Below are 15,714 nucleotides of genomic sequence, written 5' to 3' on the forward strand. Positions count from 1 at the left end.
GTAAAGATTTAGTGTGACTTTTAGTAGTTTATAACTTAAATTCTTAAAGTATTATCCTAAAGTTATACATTAAGTATTCATGATAACTATTTGAAAAGAGATGTTGGCACGAAAGAAGAGTCTCTAGCGCTTGCGAAATGCAACCGCTAGAGAGATGTTTTGAAGGTTGATTTCTTAAACGAAAAAGCGCATAGCCACCATAGCGATACAGCTATTGATAATACTGATAAGCATCAACAACGGCCAGTATTTTTTAGGAACATCCGCAACGCCAAGGAGTCGTCCCATGTATTGTAACTGCGACGCCATCAAAAAGAGTGCTGGCATCAGAATTGTGATATGGGTGGTATCGAGCATGCCTTTGGCAAACAGACTAATCGCAATACCCACACCCGCAGAACACGATAACCACGTGGTAAGAAGCACCGTGATCGCTTCACCAGGTAGTCCAAACAGTCCCATTGCAGGAGCAAAAAACGCGCCAATGGCTTGCATAGCACCCGTGATATTTAAAATTTCAGCCATAACATACGCCATCAAAACATTGGGCATCAAGTTATTAATAGCGATATGAAACCCTTTACGCGCACCAATGACAAAAATATCAAACGGGTTATTGCTTGTTGGAGTTGTGTTATTGTTCATTGGCAAAATCCTTCCTATAGAGCGTATTTAACGTAAAGCGTGCGATCATTGCACCCACAAATTTCAAGACAAACATCAAAACCAATGGCACTAAAACGGGTGCCGTTAACGAAGCAAAAAGGGCTGAGCCGATCGCAAAATAGTTGTTGATCAGACCCGCACCTGAGTACTGCCATGCCACCATAATGACAAGCTCTTTTTTGGTAATTTGTTTCTCATCGTACAATTCTTTCGTCAGTGCCGCACCCGCATCGGTACTTTGCAAATCCGTAATCATCGCCAAACCTGTACGCCCTGGAATGTCAAGTAACGGTCTTAAAAGCGGTGTCAATAATTTGTGCGCTGCGCGAATGGCTCCATAATGCGTAAAAATTTCAAGCACACCCAGTGCTAACATAACCGTAGGAACTAACGATAAAGCAAATAAAAATCCACCCTTCGCACTCGTACCTCCCGATCCTACAAACGTACTTTTGGCATCTTGCAGTGTGCCAAATTTCCCTGCCAATGTCGTAAAATCAAGCGCACCGAGCCATGCCATTCCTTCTACTTTCATAAAAAGACCTGAAAAAAACAGTACCGCAAAAATGAGTGCGATGTACGCCCCAATTCCTACTTTCCATTCCTGTGTTGGTTCATTGTTTTCTAATGCCACCACTTCCTCCCTAAACTAAAATTGATCGAAATTGTATAATTTTCGTCAGCATAATAACCAAGTTTCATAAAAGTACGCGTAAAATGGTGCTTAAAATATAGTCGTGCCCTGCTTTAATCTTATATCTAAAAACAGAAACGTGCGTATCAAATAAGTCAATAATAAGCAAAACTTAGACATTCTTTGCACGAAACTTACCCGTTTCATTTGGAATTAGCCTACAAGGAATAAACATGTCAAGAGTCATTGAGTTATACGATTATCTGCACACCATCCCAGAATTGGGTTACCAAGAACATAAAACCGCTGCCTTTTTGGCAGATGAACTTAAAAAAGCAGGCTTTAGTGTCACAACGAACATCGGAGGAACCACGGGCGTTGTTGGCGTTTATGACAGTGGCGTCAAAGGGCCTGTTATAGCACTCAGGGGCGATATTGACGCGCTTGGACACATCGTTGAGGGCAAACTCTGCGCGATGCACACGTGTGGTCATGACGCGCACTCCTCGATGGTACTTGCGGCGGCAGAAGAGCTCGTGAAAACAGGCGCCATTACCAAAGGGAAATTAAAAATTATTTTCCAACCCGCTGAAGAGATCGGAACGGGCGCACTTGCTATGGTTAAAGGCGGAGCGATTGAGGATGTCGATATGATCTTTGGTCTGCATTTGCGCCCCATTGAAGAGACCACGATGGGCAAAGCAACGCCTGCGTTATACCACGCTGCTTCCGAGAGACTCAAAGCGGTTTTTCACGGTGTTGCGGCACACGGAGCACGTCCACATTTAGGCGTCAATGCGATTGATGCCGCGGTTGCGGCAATCACAGCTGTCAATGCTATTCACCTCAACCCAACCGAATCGTACAGCATTAAAGCCACGCAAATCATCGCAGACGCGGGCGTCACCAATGCCATTCCCAACGAAGCAACCGTCATCTGGGATGTTCGATCCGAATTTAACCCTACGATGGAAAAATTGCTTGAAAAAGCAAAATCTGCAATCATCGCAGGTGCGGCAACAGTAGGAGCAACAGTCGATGTGAGCAATTATTTCGCCATTCCTGCGGCAGAATACGCTGATGAAGCGATTGATATTTTAACCAAAGCCATCATCGAAGTTTATGGAAATGAAGGATTATGCCCACCAATTAAAACCGCAGGTGGCGAAGATTTTCATTACTACATCAAAGAAAAACCCTCCATCAAAGCGGGCTATTTCGGTCTAGGTTGCGACTTAACCCCAGGGCTTCACAACCCAGCAATGAAGTTCAATAAAGAGGCGTTAGAGCAAGGTAAAAATGTTTTAATCGCGGCAACGAAGATCGCAATGGATCGTTAATATTTGCGCATCAAAGAAGCTGCGAGTATCAATCAGCTTCTTTTACAAGTAAAGCTCTTTTAATTCCGCCTTTTATATTCATCATACCCAAACTGGCTCGTCACTTCGTAGCGTCCATCTTTGTGAAGTACCGCTAAATCAGGCAATTTTACACCGTTAAACGTTGTATTTTTAACAATCGTATAGTGGATCATATCTTCAAAAATCAGCTTATCGCCGATCTTTAGTGGTGCATCAAAACTATAGTCACCCATGATGTCGCCTGCTAAACAGGTTGGGCCTCCAAGGCGGTACAGGTAAGGTTTTTCGCCCACCTCTCCCGCTCCACGAATCGCGGCGCGGTAGGGCATTGCAAGGGTGTCAGGCATATGCGCTTCTGCGGAGATGTCGAGAATGGCGATGTCCATGCCATTGTGAACGATGTCAAGCACACTTGCTACCAATGGCCCCGTTTGCCAACCTACCGCTTCGCCCGGTTCCAAATAAACGTTGATACCGTTATATTTCGCACGAAAATCTTTAATGAGCTGAATGAGTTTTTCCACATCATACCCCTCGCGCGTGATGTGATGCCCTCCTCCAAAATTAACCCATTTCATTTGGGGTATCAAATCACCAAAGCGCTCTTCAAACCCTTGCAAAACCGCTTCAAGCGCACTCGCATCTTGTTCGCAAAGAGCATGGAAATGAAGCCCTTCAATGCCTTCTAACTGATCGTACTGCATATTTTCTTTCGTGATGCCAAGGCGGCTGTAAAGCCCGCATGGATTGTAAAGATCAACGGGACTGGAAGAGACTTCAGGGTTGAGACGCAGTCCACAACTGGTTTTGCCGACTGCTTTGGCTTTGTATTTTTCCCATTGGTTAAACGAGTTAAAAATAAGATGATCGCTTAGCGCAATGACTTCATCAATATCCTCTTCTTTGTACGCAGGCGAATAGGTGTGAATCGTGCCTTTAAAATACTCTTTCGCAAATTTCGCTTCATGCAAACCACTGCACGTACAACCACTCAGATAAGTGTCTACAAGTGGAGCGAGCGCTTTAAACGCAAAGCCTTTGAGTGCCAACAGAACGGTTGCGCCTGAGCGCTCACTGACTTCTTTAAGAAGCTTCAAATTTGCCTCTAAAAGTGCCTCTTCGCAGACATACGCAGGGGTTTGAATCTGTTCGATGATTGTCTCTATTTTACTGACTTTGACCATGTTTTTCTCCCAAAATGACAGATGAAATGTAGCATTTTTCCTCTTAATAATCTCAATACCACCCGACCATGAATCAATTAGCCAAAAGTTACGATAATATTAGGAATTAGCGCAAAAAACAAGGAGAATCTATGCGGGCTTTGAGTATTAAAATTAAGGCTTTGATTGTCTTTATGGTGTCCATTGTCTTCGTGGCATCCATCTCTTTGGGGGTGGTGGTTTACAAATCACAGCAACTCGGGCAAATCCAAACCAAAGATGAGGGCGAACTCATTTTAGAGATCAATAAAAATGAGCTCAAAGCCTTTACAACGATGGCGGAAAAGGCGATTGGTTCCTTTTATGAAGCCTCTTCTTCAGAAACAAATATCGCGCAAAAGATCAAAGCCGATGCGATGATTCTCAAAAAAACATTGGACGACATCTACACGAACAACAAAGATAAGCTCTCCAAAGATGAACTGCAAACGATGCTTTTAGCGCTGATTAATGGCTACCGCTACAACAACGATGTGGGGTATTTTTATGCATATAATATGGAAGGTATCAACGTCGTTCATCCCATCAACAAAGCGCTTGTCGGCAAAAATTTGACTGAGATGAAAGACAAAGAGGGAAACTTCGTTATTAAAGATCTCCTCAAAGCAGCCAAAGAGGGAACAGGGGTTACCAAGTTCATTTGGCCCCACCCCATTACCAAACAAGATGAACCCAAACTCTCGTATAATTTCTACTATGAACCTTTAAACATCGTTATCGGCACGGGCGATTATGCTTCGAGCATCAAAGAACATTTTCAAAATGAGGCGATTAAAATTCTCAATACCCTGCGCTACACGGATGACAACGAGGGCTACTTCTTTGGTTTCAAAAAAGGAACTGCGAACAACTATGTTTACGCGTTTCATGCCACAAAGCAAGATCGCCAAGGAAGCGAGATCAAACTTGACAGTACCGATTCACAAGGGAAACCATTTCGCAAAGAGCTGATTGAGGGGGCAGCGAAAAACCCTAAAGAGGGTGTCTTTGTCATTTATAATTCGGAGCACCCGATCACGAAAAAAGATGCTCCAAAACTCGCCTACGCCAAATACTTCAAAGAGTGGGATTGGACGATTGTCTCAGGCGTTTACATCGACAATATTGAAGAACACACTGCCAAACAAGGTGAAAAAATTTCTGCTAATATCAACGCCATGCTGATCGAAACCGTTACCACAGGATCGATTGTCGCGCTTATTGCGATTATCGCGATCTATTTTCTCATCACCAATCTGATTGCAATGCCTCTTTTAAACCTGCAAGCAACCGCGCACAATCTAGCCGTTGGTGATGGCGATCTGACCAAACAGCTCGAAATCAAAAACCAAGATGAAATCGGTGGAGCTTCCAAAGAGATCAATAATTTCATCGAAAAAGTGCGTGCAACGATCATTCTTGCGAAAGAGACGAGCAGTGAAAATGCCTCCATTGCGCATGAACTTTCAACAACGACTTTGCAAGTGGGAAAACGTGTGGAGGATTCGACCACGATCATCCATCAAACGACAACCATGTCCAACGCGATCCAACAAGAGATTAACGCGTCAGTGGTTAAAGCCAAAGAGAGTAAAGAAGAGGTGATCAAAGCCAATCAAGAACTCAAATCCGCCCGTAAATTTGTCCAACAACTTGGAGAGCGCGTTCAAAACAGTGCACACACCGAGCTTGAGCTAGCGCATAAAATCCAACAGCTTAGTTCAGATGCCGACCAAGTGAAAAATGTTCTCACGGTCATCAGCGATATCGCCGATCAGACCAATCTTCTAGCGCTCAACGCCGCTATAGAAGCAGCACGCGCAGGTGAACACGGAAGGGGATTTGCCGTAGTTGCCGATGAAGTACGCACCTTGGCGGAGCGCACCCAAAAAAGTTTAGTGGAGATCAATGCCACCATCAATGTGATCGTTCAAGCGATTGTGGACAGCAGTGAGCAGATGAATCATAACTCCAAAGAGGTTCAAGAACTCTCCCTCATCGCGGAAGATGTGGGCAAAAAAATCAATACCACCGTTGATATTATGGATATTGCGACCATGTTAAACGACAAAACGGTTACGGATTATATTAACACGGGCTCAAAGATCGAAGCCATTGTCGCAAAAATCGAAGAGATCAACACGCTTTCAACACAAAATACGAGAAGTGTCGAAGAGATAGCAGGAGCAAGCGAGCATCTCAATGCGCTCACTGAAAAACTCAACGCGATTTTGAATAAGTTTAGAACCTAAGAGAAAGCCCTATTTTAGGGCTTTCTAATCTCCCGCTTTGCGCGCTATCGTATCCATCCAGCAGGTGGGGAAAAACCGTTTTAGCCAGACAAAAAGCTTGGTTGGGAAGGTCACAGGGTAGCGAAATTTTGGCTTTTTGGCTTCAATCGCGTGAATCAAAACCTCTAAAACCGCCTCAGCACCCAAGGTAAAAGCGCTGTCGCCACTCTTTTGAAGGCGTTCTAATGTTTTGGTATAAACATCTTTGTGTGCGGAGCGCTCTTGGTCGATATTGGCGCGAAACTTTGCAAGGGCATTTTTGCGAAATTTGCTTCGAATGGGGCCAGGCTCTATCAAAACAACCTCAATGCCACTGCCATGAAGCTCCAACCTCAGCGTATCGGCAAGTCCTTCAATGGCAAATTTGGACGCATTGTATGCCCCTCGATACCCCATCGCCACCAAACCCAAAATAGAGCTGTTGTAGATGATGCGCCCGTGCCCTTGTTTTCGCATGTAGGGAAGCACAAGGTTTGTCAGCTCTAAGGTGCCAAAAACATTGGTTTCAAACTGTTCACGAAGCACGTCACGCTTTAGATCTTCCACGGCTCCTGGTTGTCCGTACGCGGCGTTGTTAAAGAGCACATCAATGCGACCACCCGTTTGGGAAATCATCCACGCAAGCGCTACATGTAAACTGCTAGAGTCGCACAGATCGAGTTTATATGCATTGAGCCCTTCGGCTTGCAAGCGCTTGACATCTTCGTCCTTGCGACACGTTGCAAAAACGGTGTAACCCAGTTTTGAGAGCCCATGCGCGCAGGTATAGCCAATGCCTGAAGAACAGCCTGTGATAAGAATTGTTTGAGCCATCAGACACTCACAATGGTTTCGCCAGAGTTGATCCACGAGCTCAAAAGTTCTCCCGTGTAAAAAACATCGATACCGCAGCTTTGTAACGGCGCGGTGATCTCCATCGTGTCGGCGCATTTGAGACACGCTACCACTTTGACACCATCCTTTACCATCGCTTCCACTTTGGCTCGCACTTCCGCATCTTCGCTGATCAAACGTTGTGAAGCACCCCAAACGAGCACTTCGACTTCATCCATCCAACCCTTTAAAATGGCGTTGTGTGCATAGAGGCAGACCATCAGCAAGGCGGTTTCTTTGTTACCCGTTGTCCATAAGATTTTTGCTTTTTTTGACATGGTGATCCTTTACATGTAAAGTGTCAAAGAGGCGGCTCAAAACTTTACATGTAAAGCTTTGAGCGAGAGAGATTATTTGATTTCGAACGTTTCGTCAGGTTTCATTTCGATGGTTTTCCAAGGAAGCCCTTGAACATTGAGCTCATCCATAAAGGGTTTTGCATCGAATTGTTCCATGTTGAAAACACCTTTCCCTGCCCATTTTCCCTCTAACATCATCTTCGCCCCGATCATCGCAGGCACGCCCGTGGTGTAACTGACCGCTTGAGCGCCCGTCTCACGGTAACACTCTTGGTGATCGCACACGTTGTAGATGTACACTTTGCGTTTTTGACCATCTTTAAGTCCTTCAAAAACACACCCAATGTTCGTAAAACCAACGGTTCTAGGTCCCAAACTTGCAGGATCTGGAAGGAGCGCTTTTAGCAGTTGAATCGGCACAATTTTCACGCCATCAACATCGACCTCATCGATGCGAAGCATGCCGACATTTTCCAAACATTTCATGTGCGTCAGATAGCTTTGACCAAAGGTCATAAAGAAACGAATACGCTTCAATCCTTTGATGTTTTGAACGAGTGACTCTAACTCTTCATGGTAAAGCAAGTAACTGTCTTTTGGCCCAACTTCGGGGTAATCCCACACCATTTTAACCGAAACGGGCTCTGTCTCGATCCACTCTCCATTTTCCCAGTAACGCCCTTTGGAGCTTACTTCGCGAAGGTTGATTTCTGGGTTAAAATTCGTTGCAAACGCATAACCGTGATCGCCTGCGTTACAGTCTAAAATATCGATAGAGTTGATCTCATCAAAGAGGTATTGTTGTGCGTAGGCACAAAAAACATTCGTCACACCTGGGTCAAATCCACTGCCCAAAAGCGCCATAATGCCGGCATCTTTAAACGCTTTATCTCTAGCCCATTGCTCTTTGTACTCAAATTTTGCGAGGTCTGGATGCTCATAGTTAGCGGTATCGAGGTAAGGAACATTGGTTTTAATGCACGCATCCATGATGGTAAGGTCTTGGTACGGAAGAGCGATGTTCATCACCAAAGCTGGGTTTACTTTTTTGATTAAAGCAACGAGTGCTTCAACATCATCCGCATCAATCGCAGCGGTTTCAATGGTTACATGTAAAGATTCTTTGATTTCATTGGCGATTTGGTCGCACTTTGATTTGGTTCTACTTGCCAAGACGATGTGTGAAAACACCGCGCTGTTCATCGCACATTTTTTGGTGACCACACGACTAACACCACCCGCACCAATAATTAATACTGTTGCCATTTCTATCCTTTGAGGTTTCATTATGAGGCTTCTTTAATAAGCGCTATGATTTAGAGCCATTATCAAAAAAGCCTAGTCTATTTTACGATTTTTTGGTTACGTTTTTATTTCAAACTTTTAAGTACGATGTACGCGAGTTCAAGCGCACGTGCTCGGTGGGAAAAGGCTTTTTTCACGCTCTCATCCAGTTCACCCAGTGTTTGAGTGTAACCGCAGGGAATGAACATTGGGTCGTATCCAAAGCCGTTGTTTCCACGAGCCTCAGCAATGGCATCTCCATGCATCCAGCCATGCACACAAAATTCGCCTTTGGCACAGACAAGCGCAATCGCCGCGGTGTAAAATGCAGGTGTTTTTGCAATACCTTTGTCTTTAAGCGTCTGAATGAGTTTATTTAAATTATCTTTAGCGTTTGCATGCACACCTGCATAACGCGCACTGTAAATGCCCGGCTCTCCACCTAAAACTGGCACGCTGATGCCGCTATCATCGCTTAAAACGATGTCGTTTTTATCTTCCAATTTTTCATACACGGCGCGCGCTTTAATCAGCGCATTGTCTTTAAACGTTGTACCTGTTTCGTCGATCTCAAAAGAAGGCATAATGTCGCTGTACGCGACGACTTCATATTCGCTGATCCATGATTGAAACTCTTTGACTTTACCGTGATTGGATGTGGCTAAAATAATTCTCAAACGCTTCTCCATTACCTTACATGTAAAAGGTTTTAGAAATAGCCCGCACGCAACACTTTGAGCCGATGGGACGAAAAAGCGTAAGCGTTTCGGGGTTCCCATCGTGCCTCAACTGTGTGGAAAAAGGGTTATTTCTATACCTTGATTTTATCCATTCTTTGTTTAAAACTTGGGTTGCATGATCCACAGTTCAAGCGGCGCTTTGAGCTCGCCTGCTATCCACTGTGCCCGCTCTCCATAGCCCATAAACATATCGGCTCGATTTGGCCCTTTGATCGCACCTCCTGTGTCTTGGGCAAAGACAAACTTCTCGACGTTATAGTTAGGCGATTCACTCTTCACGACCAAAAGTGATCCTAAAGGAATATGAGCACGATCGACCGCAACGGAGCGCTCAGGGGTTAGCACCAGTCCCAAACTCCCCGTAGCACGCTGATCCATTCTACGAAAGAAGACATAGCTGGGGTTGGTGTTGAGCAATGTGTCGATCTGGCTTGGGTGCGCAATAAGCCACGCTCGGATACTCTGCAAAGAGACCTCTTCCACGGAGTTAAAAATCCCACGGTTGATCATCTCACGCCCCAAGGATTTGTACGCATGCCCGTTTGAATCGGCATAACCTATAAAAATGACGTTGCCATTTTCCAGCTCAACCCTTCCAGAGCCTTGCACTTCCATAAAGAAAAGATCGATCTTATCGTCCACATAACAAAGTACTTCGGCGTTGAGTTTACGCTTTCCGATCTCTTCGCGCGTAAAATAAGGCATCATTTTGCCTTTTACGGAACGTCCTCGCATCTTTTTGTCATTCTCACCCACGATCATCACAAGGTCTTTGGGTTTGCCGTAAACGGGGTATTTGAACCGTTCTGTTTTTTTCAAACTGCCGTGCAATAAAGGCTCATAATAGCCTGTCAGCATCGAGCGTTGTTCGTTGGGTTGGATTTTTTTAAGCTCAAAAGAGTTTTTAAAAAAGGCTTTCGCATCGTTTACATGTAAAGCTTGTTCGCAGACATTGGCATACACTTTTTGGGTTAAAGGTGCCGCACAATTCTGGAGAAACAAGACAAGGAGTTCATCAAAATTCTCAGTGTGACTCAGCATTTCAAAGCGTTCATTTTGCTCTTGAAGCGAGAGTACTAAAGCTTCATCTTGAAGCGTTGGAGCAGTTGTTTTAAAGCTACAACCGCTCACCAAAACCATTAAACAACCACAAAAATAGAGACTCTTTCGCATTACCATCCATTAAGAAGAGACACAGAAGTGTCTCGCATTTACTTTTTAAGCGTCGCTAACTCCGCTTTTATCGCATCAAACTCAGCATAGATTTTATTGTGTTCCATGACAATCCAGTGGTTCAATCCCACATAATACAGCGAAACAAAATACGCAACCACACACCCTACAAAACCTAAAATATGTGTAATTTCCATGGCCTATCCTTTTCATTTGATTTAAGTTCTTACAGAACTCTTTGACACGCTTTTCAAGCAAAGCTTTAAAAGCTACGTTAACACTAGGTAAACTTGGGCAGAGTGCCCGCGCACCGTTGGTGCTTTTCTGTGTGCAAAGTAAGTTTTGGACGAACTTTAATGCAAAAAGTATAACATAAATATACCTTGCACGATGTGATGCTTACAAAACCCATAGAATTTTCAAAGTTTAACAAGGGTAGAATTTGTCCTGATTAAATTTCGAGGAATTCCTATTTATGTTTAAAACTATTTTTCCCCTTAGCCTTATTATTTCCCTCCGTTTTTTAGGTCTCTTTATCGTCCTACCCGTCCTCTCCGTTTATGCGCTTCATCTGGAAGGCTCTAACGAATTTTTAGTGGGCATCACCATCGGTGGATACGCGCTGACGCAGATGCTCCTCCAAATCCCTTTTGGCATTATATCCGACAAGATTGGACGCAAAATTACCATTTTTATTGGACTGGTGATTTTTCTTGTAGGCTCACTGGTGTGTGCGTACAGTGAAACCATTTACGGTCTGATGATCGGACGCTTTTTACAAGGTGCCGCTGCCATTGGCGCTGTGGGAACCGCGATGATCAGTGATATGGTCAAAGAAGAGGTTCGTGGTCATGCGATGGCGATTATGGGTGGCTTTATTGCCGCGAGTTTTGCCATTTCGATGATGCTAGGCTCTGTCATTGGTGGGTATTATGGAGTTGACAAACTCTTTTTTATCACCGCAGGACTCTCGCTTTTTGCGATCCTTGTGCTTTACACCAAAGTGCCCAATCCTCCTAAAATCGTTCACCATTACGGTGCCGATGAGACGGAACTTAAGCACATTTTAAAAGACCGCAACCTTATGAACATGAACATCACCAACATGCTGCAAAAAGGGATGATGACACTCGCTTTTATGGTCATTCCTATCATTATGGTTCAAGAGTTTGGGTTTGCCAAAAAAGAGCTCTGGATGGTTTACTTACCTGCCATGCTCTTTGGTGTCCTTGCGATGGGGCCGTCTGCGATTTTAGGTGAGAAAAAACACCGCTCTAAAGAGATGCTGATGATAGGCGTTGCGCTCTTTGCGATCAGCTACGTTATGATGGGCTACGCAAAAAGTGCACCATGGTTTATCGTGGGTGTGGTGATCTTTTTCATCGGCTTTAACATGCACGAACCACTTATGCAATCCATGGCAAGCAAATATGCCAAAGTTCACCAAAAAGGTGCGGCTCTTGGTGTCTTTAACACCTTTGGTTACGCAGGAACCTTTGTGGGTGGCGTTTTTGGTGGGTATTTCTTGCAACATTTTGGCATTATGGAGATCGCTTGGGTTGTTTTTATCGCCTGTATCGGCTGGCTATTTTTAATAGCCGCCCTCAAAAATCCAAGCCTCAATAAAAATCTCTATTTACCATTTTCCACCATCGACATGACACGCACCTTGCATCTCAGCCACGTCAAAGGCGTCGTCGAATGGTACAAAAATGAAAGTGAAGCGCTTCTTGTTATCAAGTACGACTCACAAGCCACCGACAAAGAGACCATCTTAGCGGTTTTAGAATAGGTGAACTACCTCGGCCTTTTTCTCGCAAGCTTCGCCTCCGCCACGCTATTGCCCGGTGGAAGCGAAGCGCTTTTTGTCTATCTTCTAAGCGAACAATTAAACCCTTTTGTACTCCTACTCATCGCCACACTGGGCAACACCTTAGGCTCGTTTGTGAACTATGTGCTTGGAAAATACGCCACCACCTTCGCCCTCTCCAAAGGCTACATGAGCGAAAAACAGCTCCAAAAAGCCTCCACCCTTTTTGAAAAATACGGCGCAATAAGCCTACTCTTCTCATGGCTCCCGATCATCGGCGACCCGCTCACCTTTGTCGCTGGTATCGTGCGCTATTCATGGTGGAAGTTTCTCATCATCGTAGGTCTTGCCAAGTTGGCGCGGTATAGTTTTGTCTATCTTGGATTTTTGGCGGTAACACAATGAACACACCCATCTCCTGCGAATTTTACGACCAACTCATGGTCGTCATTCAGCGCAAAATTCCTTCCACGATTGTCTATCTGGAAAATGAGCAAACTGCCACCGTTAAAGGCGTTGTTACGGAATTAATGATGATCGAGTATGAAGAGTTTTTGGTTTTAGAAGGTGGGAAAAAGATCAATCTTCAGACGATTTTTTTGTTTAATGGGAAGAGGCATAAAGAGATTTGAGCACGTTACATGTAAAGAAAAATCTTTACATGTAAGCCATTTTTTCACTAAAAATTAATGTTTTTAAACGCTGGATCTACCAAATTTTTAGCAACCATTGGTGGTTTAGCAACACTCACACCTTCAAGTAATGCTGTAGCATCTTTACCTGCTGTAGGGAGGAAAAGAGGACACACTTGTACGATTGCACCTGCTTTGATTAAACCTTGTAGTGCACTTTTAGGATTGACATTTTGTCCATCCGCACGTTTGACAGAACCAGATTCAAACTCTTTAAGTGCTAAGTTTCCTGCAGGGCCGCATAAAGTGATGTTCACAATCTTATTGTGGTCTTTGATTACGCTGGTTGAGAGCACCATACCCATCATTTGAGTTTGCGTATCTGCTGAAACCATCAACACATTGAGACCTTTTACCTCTTGCGCACTTAAAGGCAACACTAAAGCACCTGCTACAACCATCGATAAAAAAACTTTTTTCATACATACTCCTCATTATGATTTAAGATGAATACTATTATAACAAAATCTTAAATAGTTATGGAAATGTAATAGGAAAAAGTGAAACCCTTTCTATTAAACCTCATTGCCTTCAATAGAGTTGATGCGAATCTCCACGCTCTCATCACTCTTTGCTGCAATGTAAATTTCAATAGGTCGACAGCAGACATAGCAGTCTTCCACATAGCACTCTCCCACTTCGCTGCTTGGTTCAATGAAAATAGAAAAATTTTCCCAACAATAAGGACAGCTTATGGTCTTCTCAAACAGTTCGTTATTCATAAAAACCTTTCTAAAAGTAGCGGGTATGTGTTTACATGTAAAGGCAAAAAAGTATTGCCAGACCTTTACAAGTCTAGCAATACCACGTCAACCATCTCACCTTTTTCAATTTTTTGCACCTCTTTTTCAACGCGTAGAAGCACGGGATTGCCTAAGAGATTATTGAGTATGGCGCTACTGCCCTCTTTTTTGCCTTGCAAGTCAACGACAAGCTGACCTTCGACAAAGCGAAGATTGCAAGCAGTAAATTCCACAAATTTGGAGCGTTTTTTATAGAGTTCTCCCATGAACGCTTTAATCGTTGGTAAGGCAAAGGTTTGAGCGCGCAGTTTGCGAAGCAGTGGAGCGATGAATAAAAAGGTACAGACCGAAGCACTGTAGGGAAAGCCTGGAAGCGCATAAATGTATTTGTGTCCTGTTTTGACGACACGAATGTGGCGCCCTGGTTTCATGTAGGAGCCGTCGATGATATTTTCGATCTTCATATCGGTCAGAATGCTTTGCAAATAGTCAAAATCCCCGACACTGCCGCCACCCGTGGTGATGACGATGTCGCTCCACATGAGCGCTTGTCTGAGTTGCTGTTCGATCACATCACGATCATCTCGGATGAGTTTAAAACGCATTGTTTCACAACTGAGTTGGCGTAAAATCGCTTCAACGGTGACGTGGTTTGAACTGCGAATTTGTGCAAAAGAGGTTTTTGGCTCACCAAAATCTAAGATTTCATTGCCGGTTGAAAGAATGGCGATGCGCGGTTTCATAAAGACTTCGACTTGCACCATACTCACTTCCGCCATCACACCGATCTCAGCAAAACCGATCTTTGTACCTTTTTTGATGAGCACTTCACCCGCCTTGTAGTTTTCGCCAATCGGTCGAACCGCAAAACCTTTGGAGACTGCGGAAGTGATGTGAATCTTGCCCTCTTTTACTTCGACATTTTCGATGGGAATCAGCGTGTCGCTACCTTCGCTCATCAGTGTGCCCGTAAAGGTTTTCACACATTCGCCTTTATTTACGACACCGTGTGTTTCAGTTCCAGCAGGGATAAAATCGCTGATGGTGAGTGAGCCTAGTTGTTGATCTTCAAAACGAATGGCATACCCATCCATCGAAGAGGTTGCGTGTGTTGGGTTATTTTCAAGGGCTACGATGTCAACGGCAAGAAAGCGACCAAGGGCATCGCCGATGAAAATATTTTCAATGCCAATTTCTGTTTTTATGGAGTTTTCAAGTGCTCTGAGGGTTTCATCAAAGGGTAGGAAATTCTTGCTCATGCATCCGCCTTTAACAGTCCAGAACCACTAAGAAGATGAGAACGCTCTTTGGCGTAGACGCGTTTTCCATCCACCAGGTCATACTTCCAAATCGGTGCATTGGCTTTAAAATCTTCAACAAAATCGTTGATCATTGAAAGTGCCACTTTGCGTTTGGGAGAAACCACAGCGGCGATGTAACTTGAAGTGTGATTGAGCACGTCACCACGAGAGTGCGCCATGAGAAGGTAAGCGTTTTGCGCTTTGGCTTTTTCTTGCCATGCGTTAAACCAGTTATTTAAGATAGGCTCATAAATATCAAAACTAAGACCCTCTATGCCATCTTCATCTCGAACGATGCCGACAAAAGGGATAAATGCGCCGTAATTTTGCTCGCTGATTTGATCGTACCAAGCAGCCAAAATACTCTTTACATGTAAAGATCCATCGTGAAGTTCTAACATAAGATCAACCTCCACAAACGGGAGGGAGAAGTGAGATTTTATCTTCTTTTTTAAGGGGAATATTGAGGTCGCAAACGAGGGTATCGTTTATGGCAACCGCGCAGATGGCAAGCCAATCTTGAAGTTCTTTATCGTCTTTGAAAAAGGTTTTAAGTTCGTTTAAATTCGCAATATCCACTTCAATACTAGGACGCCCAAGGGGGCCTAAAAATTCGACTTTTGCCACATCTTTTCCTTATTACAT

The 15,714-nt window shown here is 44.1% G+C and carries 19 protein-coding genes; 5 read left to right on the plus strand and 14 right to left on the minus strand.

Features of this window, described 5'->3' with window-relative positions; translation table 11 throughout:
* Window positions 1-174: 174 nt before the first annotated feature.
* Both SMUL_RS14815 and SMUL_RS14820 read right to left on the minus strand, forming a co-directional pair.
* Window positions 175-645: a YjiG family protein gene (locus SMUL_RS14815; RefSeq protein WP_025346037.1), complete on the minus strand. Its 471-nt coding sequence runs from the start codon at window positions 643-645 to the stop codon at window positions 175-177.
* A complete protein-coding gene (locus SMUL_RS14820; RefSeq protein WP_025346038.1) occupies window positions 635-1,300 on the minus strand; it encodes a nucleoside recognition domain-containing protein in 666 nt (221 codons plus the stop codon). Before SMUL_RS14820 ends, SMUL_RS14815 begins: the two co-directional genes overlap by 11 nt.
* Before the next feature lie 233 nt (window positions 1,301-1,533).
* On the opposite strand from SMUL_RS14820, the gene SMUL_RS14825 reads away from it, so the two are divergent.
* On the plus strand, window positions 1,534-2,640 hold the full coding sequence (locus tag SMUL_RS14825; RefSeq protein ID WP_025346039.1) for an amidohydrolase: 1,107 nt from the start codon (window positions 1,534-1,536) through the stop codon (window positions 2,638-2,640).
* 59 nt (window positions 2,641-2,699) lie between these two features.
* On the opposite strand, the gene nspC is transcribed toward SMUL_RS14825, so the two are convergent.
* Window positions 2,700-3,845 carry a carboxynorspermidine decarboxylase gene (gene nspC, locus SMUL_RS14830; RefSeq protein ID WP_025346040.1) on the minus strand — a complete coding sequence of 382 codons (1,146 nt, stop codon included), beginning with the start codon at window positions 3,843-3,845 and terminating at the stop codon, window positions 2,700-2,702.
* A 131-nt stretch (window positions 3,846-3,976) separates the two neighbouring features.
* Here nspC and SMUL_RS14835 point away from each other — a divergent pair, with 131 nt between their 5' ends.
* Window positions 3,977-6,115, plus strand: coding sequence for a methyl-accepting chemotaxis protein (locus SMUL_RS14835; protein WP_025346041.1), 2,139 nt, complete (start codon window positions 3,977-3,979; stop codon window positions 6,113-6,115).
* 24 nt (window positions 6,116-6,139) lie between these two features.
* Here the strand turns inward: SMUL_RS14835 and SMUL_RS14840 are convergent, their stop codons facing one another.
* From SMUL_RS14840 to SMUL_RS17280, 6 genes are all read right to left on the minus strand, one after another.
* A complete protein-coding gene (locus SMUL_RS14840; protein ID WP_025346042.1) occupies window positions 6,140-6,967 on the minus strand; it encodes an SDR family oxidoreductase in 828 nt (275 codons plus the stop codon).
* Window positions 6,967-7,305 carry a hypothetical protein gene (locus SMUL_RS14845; RefSeq protein WP_025346043.1) on the minus strand — a complete coding sequence of 113 codons (339 nt, stop codon included), beginning with the start codon at window positions 7,303-7,305 and terminating at the stop codon, window positions 6,967-6,969. The genes SMUL_RS14840 and SMUL_RS14845 overlap by 1 nt, the downstream gene beginning before the upstream one ends.
* A gap of 72 nt (window positions 7,306-7,377) precedes the next feature.
* Window positions 7,378-8,592: a saccharopine dehydrogenase family protein gene (locus tag SMUL_RS14850; RefSeq protein WP_025346044.1), complete on the minus strand. Its 1,215-nt coding sequence runs from the start codon at window positions 8,590-8,592 to the stop codon at window positions 7,378-7,380.
* 104 nt (window positions 8,593-8,696) lie between these two features.
* A complete protein-coding gene (gene rdgB, locus SMUL_RS14855) occupies window positions 8,697-9,287 on the minus strand; it encodes an RdgB/HAM1 family non-canonical purine NTP pyrophosphatase (protein ID WP_025346045.1) in 591 nt (196 codons plus the stop codon).
* 162 nt (window positions 9,288-9,449) lie between these two features.
* Window positions 9,450-10,523 carry a murein transglycosylase A gene (mltA, locus tag SMUL_RS14860; RefSeq protein WP_025346046.1) on the minus strand — a complete coding sequence of 358 codons (1,074 nt, stop codon included), beginning with the start codon at window positions 10,521-10,523 and terminating at the stop codon, window positions 9,450-9,452.
* A gap of 38 nt (window positions 10,524-10,561) precedes the next feature.
* On the minus strand, window positions 10,562-10,720 hold the full coding sequence (locus tag SMUL_RS17280; RefSeq protein WP_169730531.1) for a hypothetical protein: 159 nt from the start codon (window positions 10,718-10,720) through the stop codon (window positions 10,562-10,564).
* Between the two features lie 278 nt (window positions 10,721-10,998).
* Here SMUL_RS17280 and SMUL_RS14865 point away from each other — a divergent pair, with 278 nt between their 5' ends.
* From SMUL_RS14865 to SMUL_RS14875, 3 genes are read left to right on the plus strand one after another with little or no spacing between them, the layout of a single operon-like run.
* A complete protein-coding gene (locus tag SMUL_RS14865) occupies window positions 10,999-12,315 on the plus strand; it encodes an MFS transporter (RefSeq protein WP_025346047.1) in 1,317 nt (438 codons plus the stop codon).
* On the plus strand, window positions 12,316-12,738 hold the full coding sequence (locus SMUL_RS14870; RefSeq protein WP_025346048.1) for a YqaA family protein: 423 nt from the start codon (window positions 12,316-12,318) through the stop codon (window positions 12,736-12,738).
* Window positions 12,735-12,965, plus strand: coding sequence for a hypothetical protein (locus tag SMUL_RS14875; RefSeq protein ID WP_025346049.1), 231 nt, complete (start codon window positions 12,735-12,737; stop codon window positions 12,963-12,965). The genes SMUL_RS14870 and SMUL_RS14875 overlap by 4 nt, the downstream gene beginning before the upstream one ends.
* Window positions 12,966-13,012: 47 nt before the next feature.
* Here the strand turns inward: SMUL_RS14875 and SMUL_RS14880 are convergent, their stop codons facing one another.
* The 5 genes from SMUL_RS14880 to SMUL_RS14900 all read right to left on the minus strand — a co-directional run bounded on the left by SMUL_RS14880 (window position 13,013) and on the right by SMUL_RS14900 (window position 15,696).
* Window positions 13,013-13,447 (minus strand): hypothetical protein, encoded by a 435-nt coding sequence (locus SMUL_RS14880; RefSeq protein WP_025346050.1) that lies wholly within the window; start codon window positions 13,445-13,447, stop codon window positions 13,013-13,015.
* 93 nt (window positions 13,448-13,540) lie between these two features.
* The gene (locus SMUL_RS14885; RefSeq protein WP_051492711.1) at window positions 13,541-13,747 is read right to left on the minus strand and encodes a CPXCG motif-containing cysteine-rich protein; all 207 of its coding nucleotides are present in this window, start codon (window positions 13,745-13,747) and stop codon (window positions 13,541-13,543) included.
* Window positions 13,748-13,812: 65 nt separating this feature from the next.
* Window positions 13,813-15,027, minus strand: a complete 1,215-nt coding sequence (locus tag SMUL_RS14890) for a molybdopterin molybdotransferase MoeA (protein ID WP_025346052.1) — start codon at window positions 15,025-15,027, stop codon at window positions 13,813-13,815.
* Window positions 15,024-15,470 (minus strand): molybdopterin synthase catalytic subunit, encoded by a 447-nt coding sequence (locus SMUL_RS14895; RefSeq protein WP_025346053.1) that lies wholly within the window; start codon window positions 15,468-15,470, stop codon window positions 15,024-15,026. Before SMUL_RS14895 ends, SMUL_RS14890 begins: the two co-directional genes overlap by 4 nt.
* Before the next feature lie 4 nt (window positions 15,471-15,474).
* Complete coding sequence (locus SMUL_RS14900) at window positions 15,475-15,696, minus strand: MoaD/ThiS family protein (RefSeq protein WP_025346054.1); 222 nt, start codon at window positions 15,694-15,696, stop codon at window positions 15,475-15,477.
* Between the last annotated feature and the right edge of the window lie 18 nt (window positions 15,697-15,714).

Source organism: Sulfurospirillum multivorans DSM 12446, from assembly GCF_000568815.1.
Taxonomy (GTDB): domain Bacteria; phylum Campylobacterota; class Campylobacteria; order Campylobacterales; family Sulfurospirillaceae; genus Sulfurospirillum; species Sulfurospirillum multivorans.

What these genes read in the sequence shown, in the direction of transcription:
- SMUL_RS14815 (WP_025346037.1), bottom strand. Translation starts at nt 645, where the DNA reads ATGAACAATAACACAACTCCAACAAGCAATAACCCGTTTGATATTTTT.
- SMUL_RS14825 (WP_025346039.1), top strand. Translation starts at nt 1,534, where the DNA reads ATGTCAAGAGTCATTGAGTTATACGATTATCTGCACACCATCCCAGAA.
- nspC (WP_025346040.1), bottom strand. Translation starts at nt 3,845, where the DNA reads ATGGTCAAAGTCAGTAAAATAGAGACAATCATCGAACAGATTCAAACC.
- SMUL_RS14835 (WP_025346041.1), top strand. Translation starts at nt 3,977, where the DNA reads ATGCGGGCTTTGAGTATTAAAATTAAGGCTTTGATTGTCTTTATGGTG.
- SMUL_RS14840 (WP_025346042.1), bottom strand. Translation starts at nt 6,967, where the DNA reads ATGGCTCAAACAATTCTTATCACAGGCTGTTCTTCAGGCATTGGCTAT.
- SMUL_RS14845 (WP_025346043.1), bottom strand. Translation starts at nt 7,305, where the DNA reads ATGTCAAAAAAAGCAAAAATCTTATGGACAACGGGTAACAAAGAAACC.
- SMUL_RS14850 (WP_025346044.1), bottom strand. Translation starts at nt 8,592, where the DNA reads ATGGCAACAGTATTAATTATTGGTGCGGGTGGTGTTAGTCGTGTGGTC.
- mltA (WP_025346046.1), bottom strand. Translation starts at nt 10,523, where the DNA reads ATGCGAAAGAGTCTCTATTTTTGTGGTTGTTTAATGGTTTTGGTGAGC.
- SMUL_RS17280 (WP_169730531.1), bottom strand. Translation starts at nt 10,720, where the DNA reads ATGGAAATTACACATATTTTAGGTTTTGTAGGGTGTGTGGTTGCGTAT.
- SMUL_RS14865 (WP_025346047.1), top strand. Translation starts at nt 10,999, where the DNA reads ATGTTTAAAACTATTTTTCCCCTTAGCCTTATTATTTCCCTCCGTTTT.
- SMUL_RS14875 (WP_025346049.1), top strand. Translation starts at nt 12,735, where the DNA reads ATGAACACACCCATCTCCTGCGAATTTTACGACCAACTCATGGTCGTC.
- SMUL_RS14880 (WP_025346050.1), bottom strand. Translation starts at nt 13,447, where the DNA reads ATGAAAAAAGTTTTTTTATCGATGGTTGTAGCAGGTGCTTTAGTGTTG.
- SMUL_RS14885 (WP_051492711.1), bottom strand. Translation starts at nt 13,747, where the DNA reads ATGAATAACGAACTGTTTGAGAAGACCATAAGCTGTCCTTATTGTTGG.
- SMUL_RS14890 (WP_025346052.1), bottom strand. Translation starts at nt 15,027, where the DNA reads ATGAGCAAGAATTTCCTACCCTTTGATGAAACCCTCAGAGCACTTGAA.
- SMUL_RS14895 (WP_025346053.1), bottom strand. Translation starts at nt 15,470, where the DNA reads ATGTTAGAACTTCACGATGGATCTTTACATGTAAAGAGTATTTTGGCT.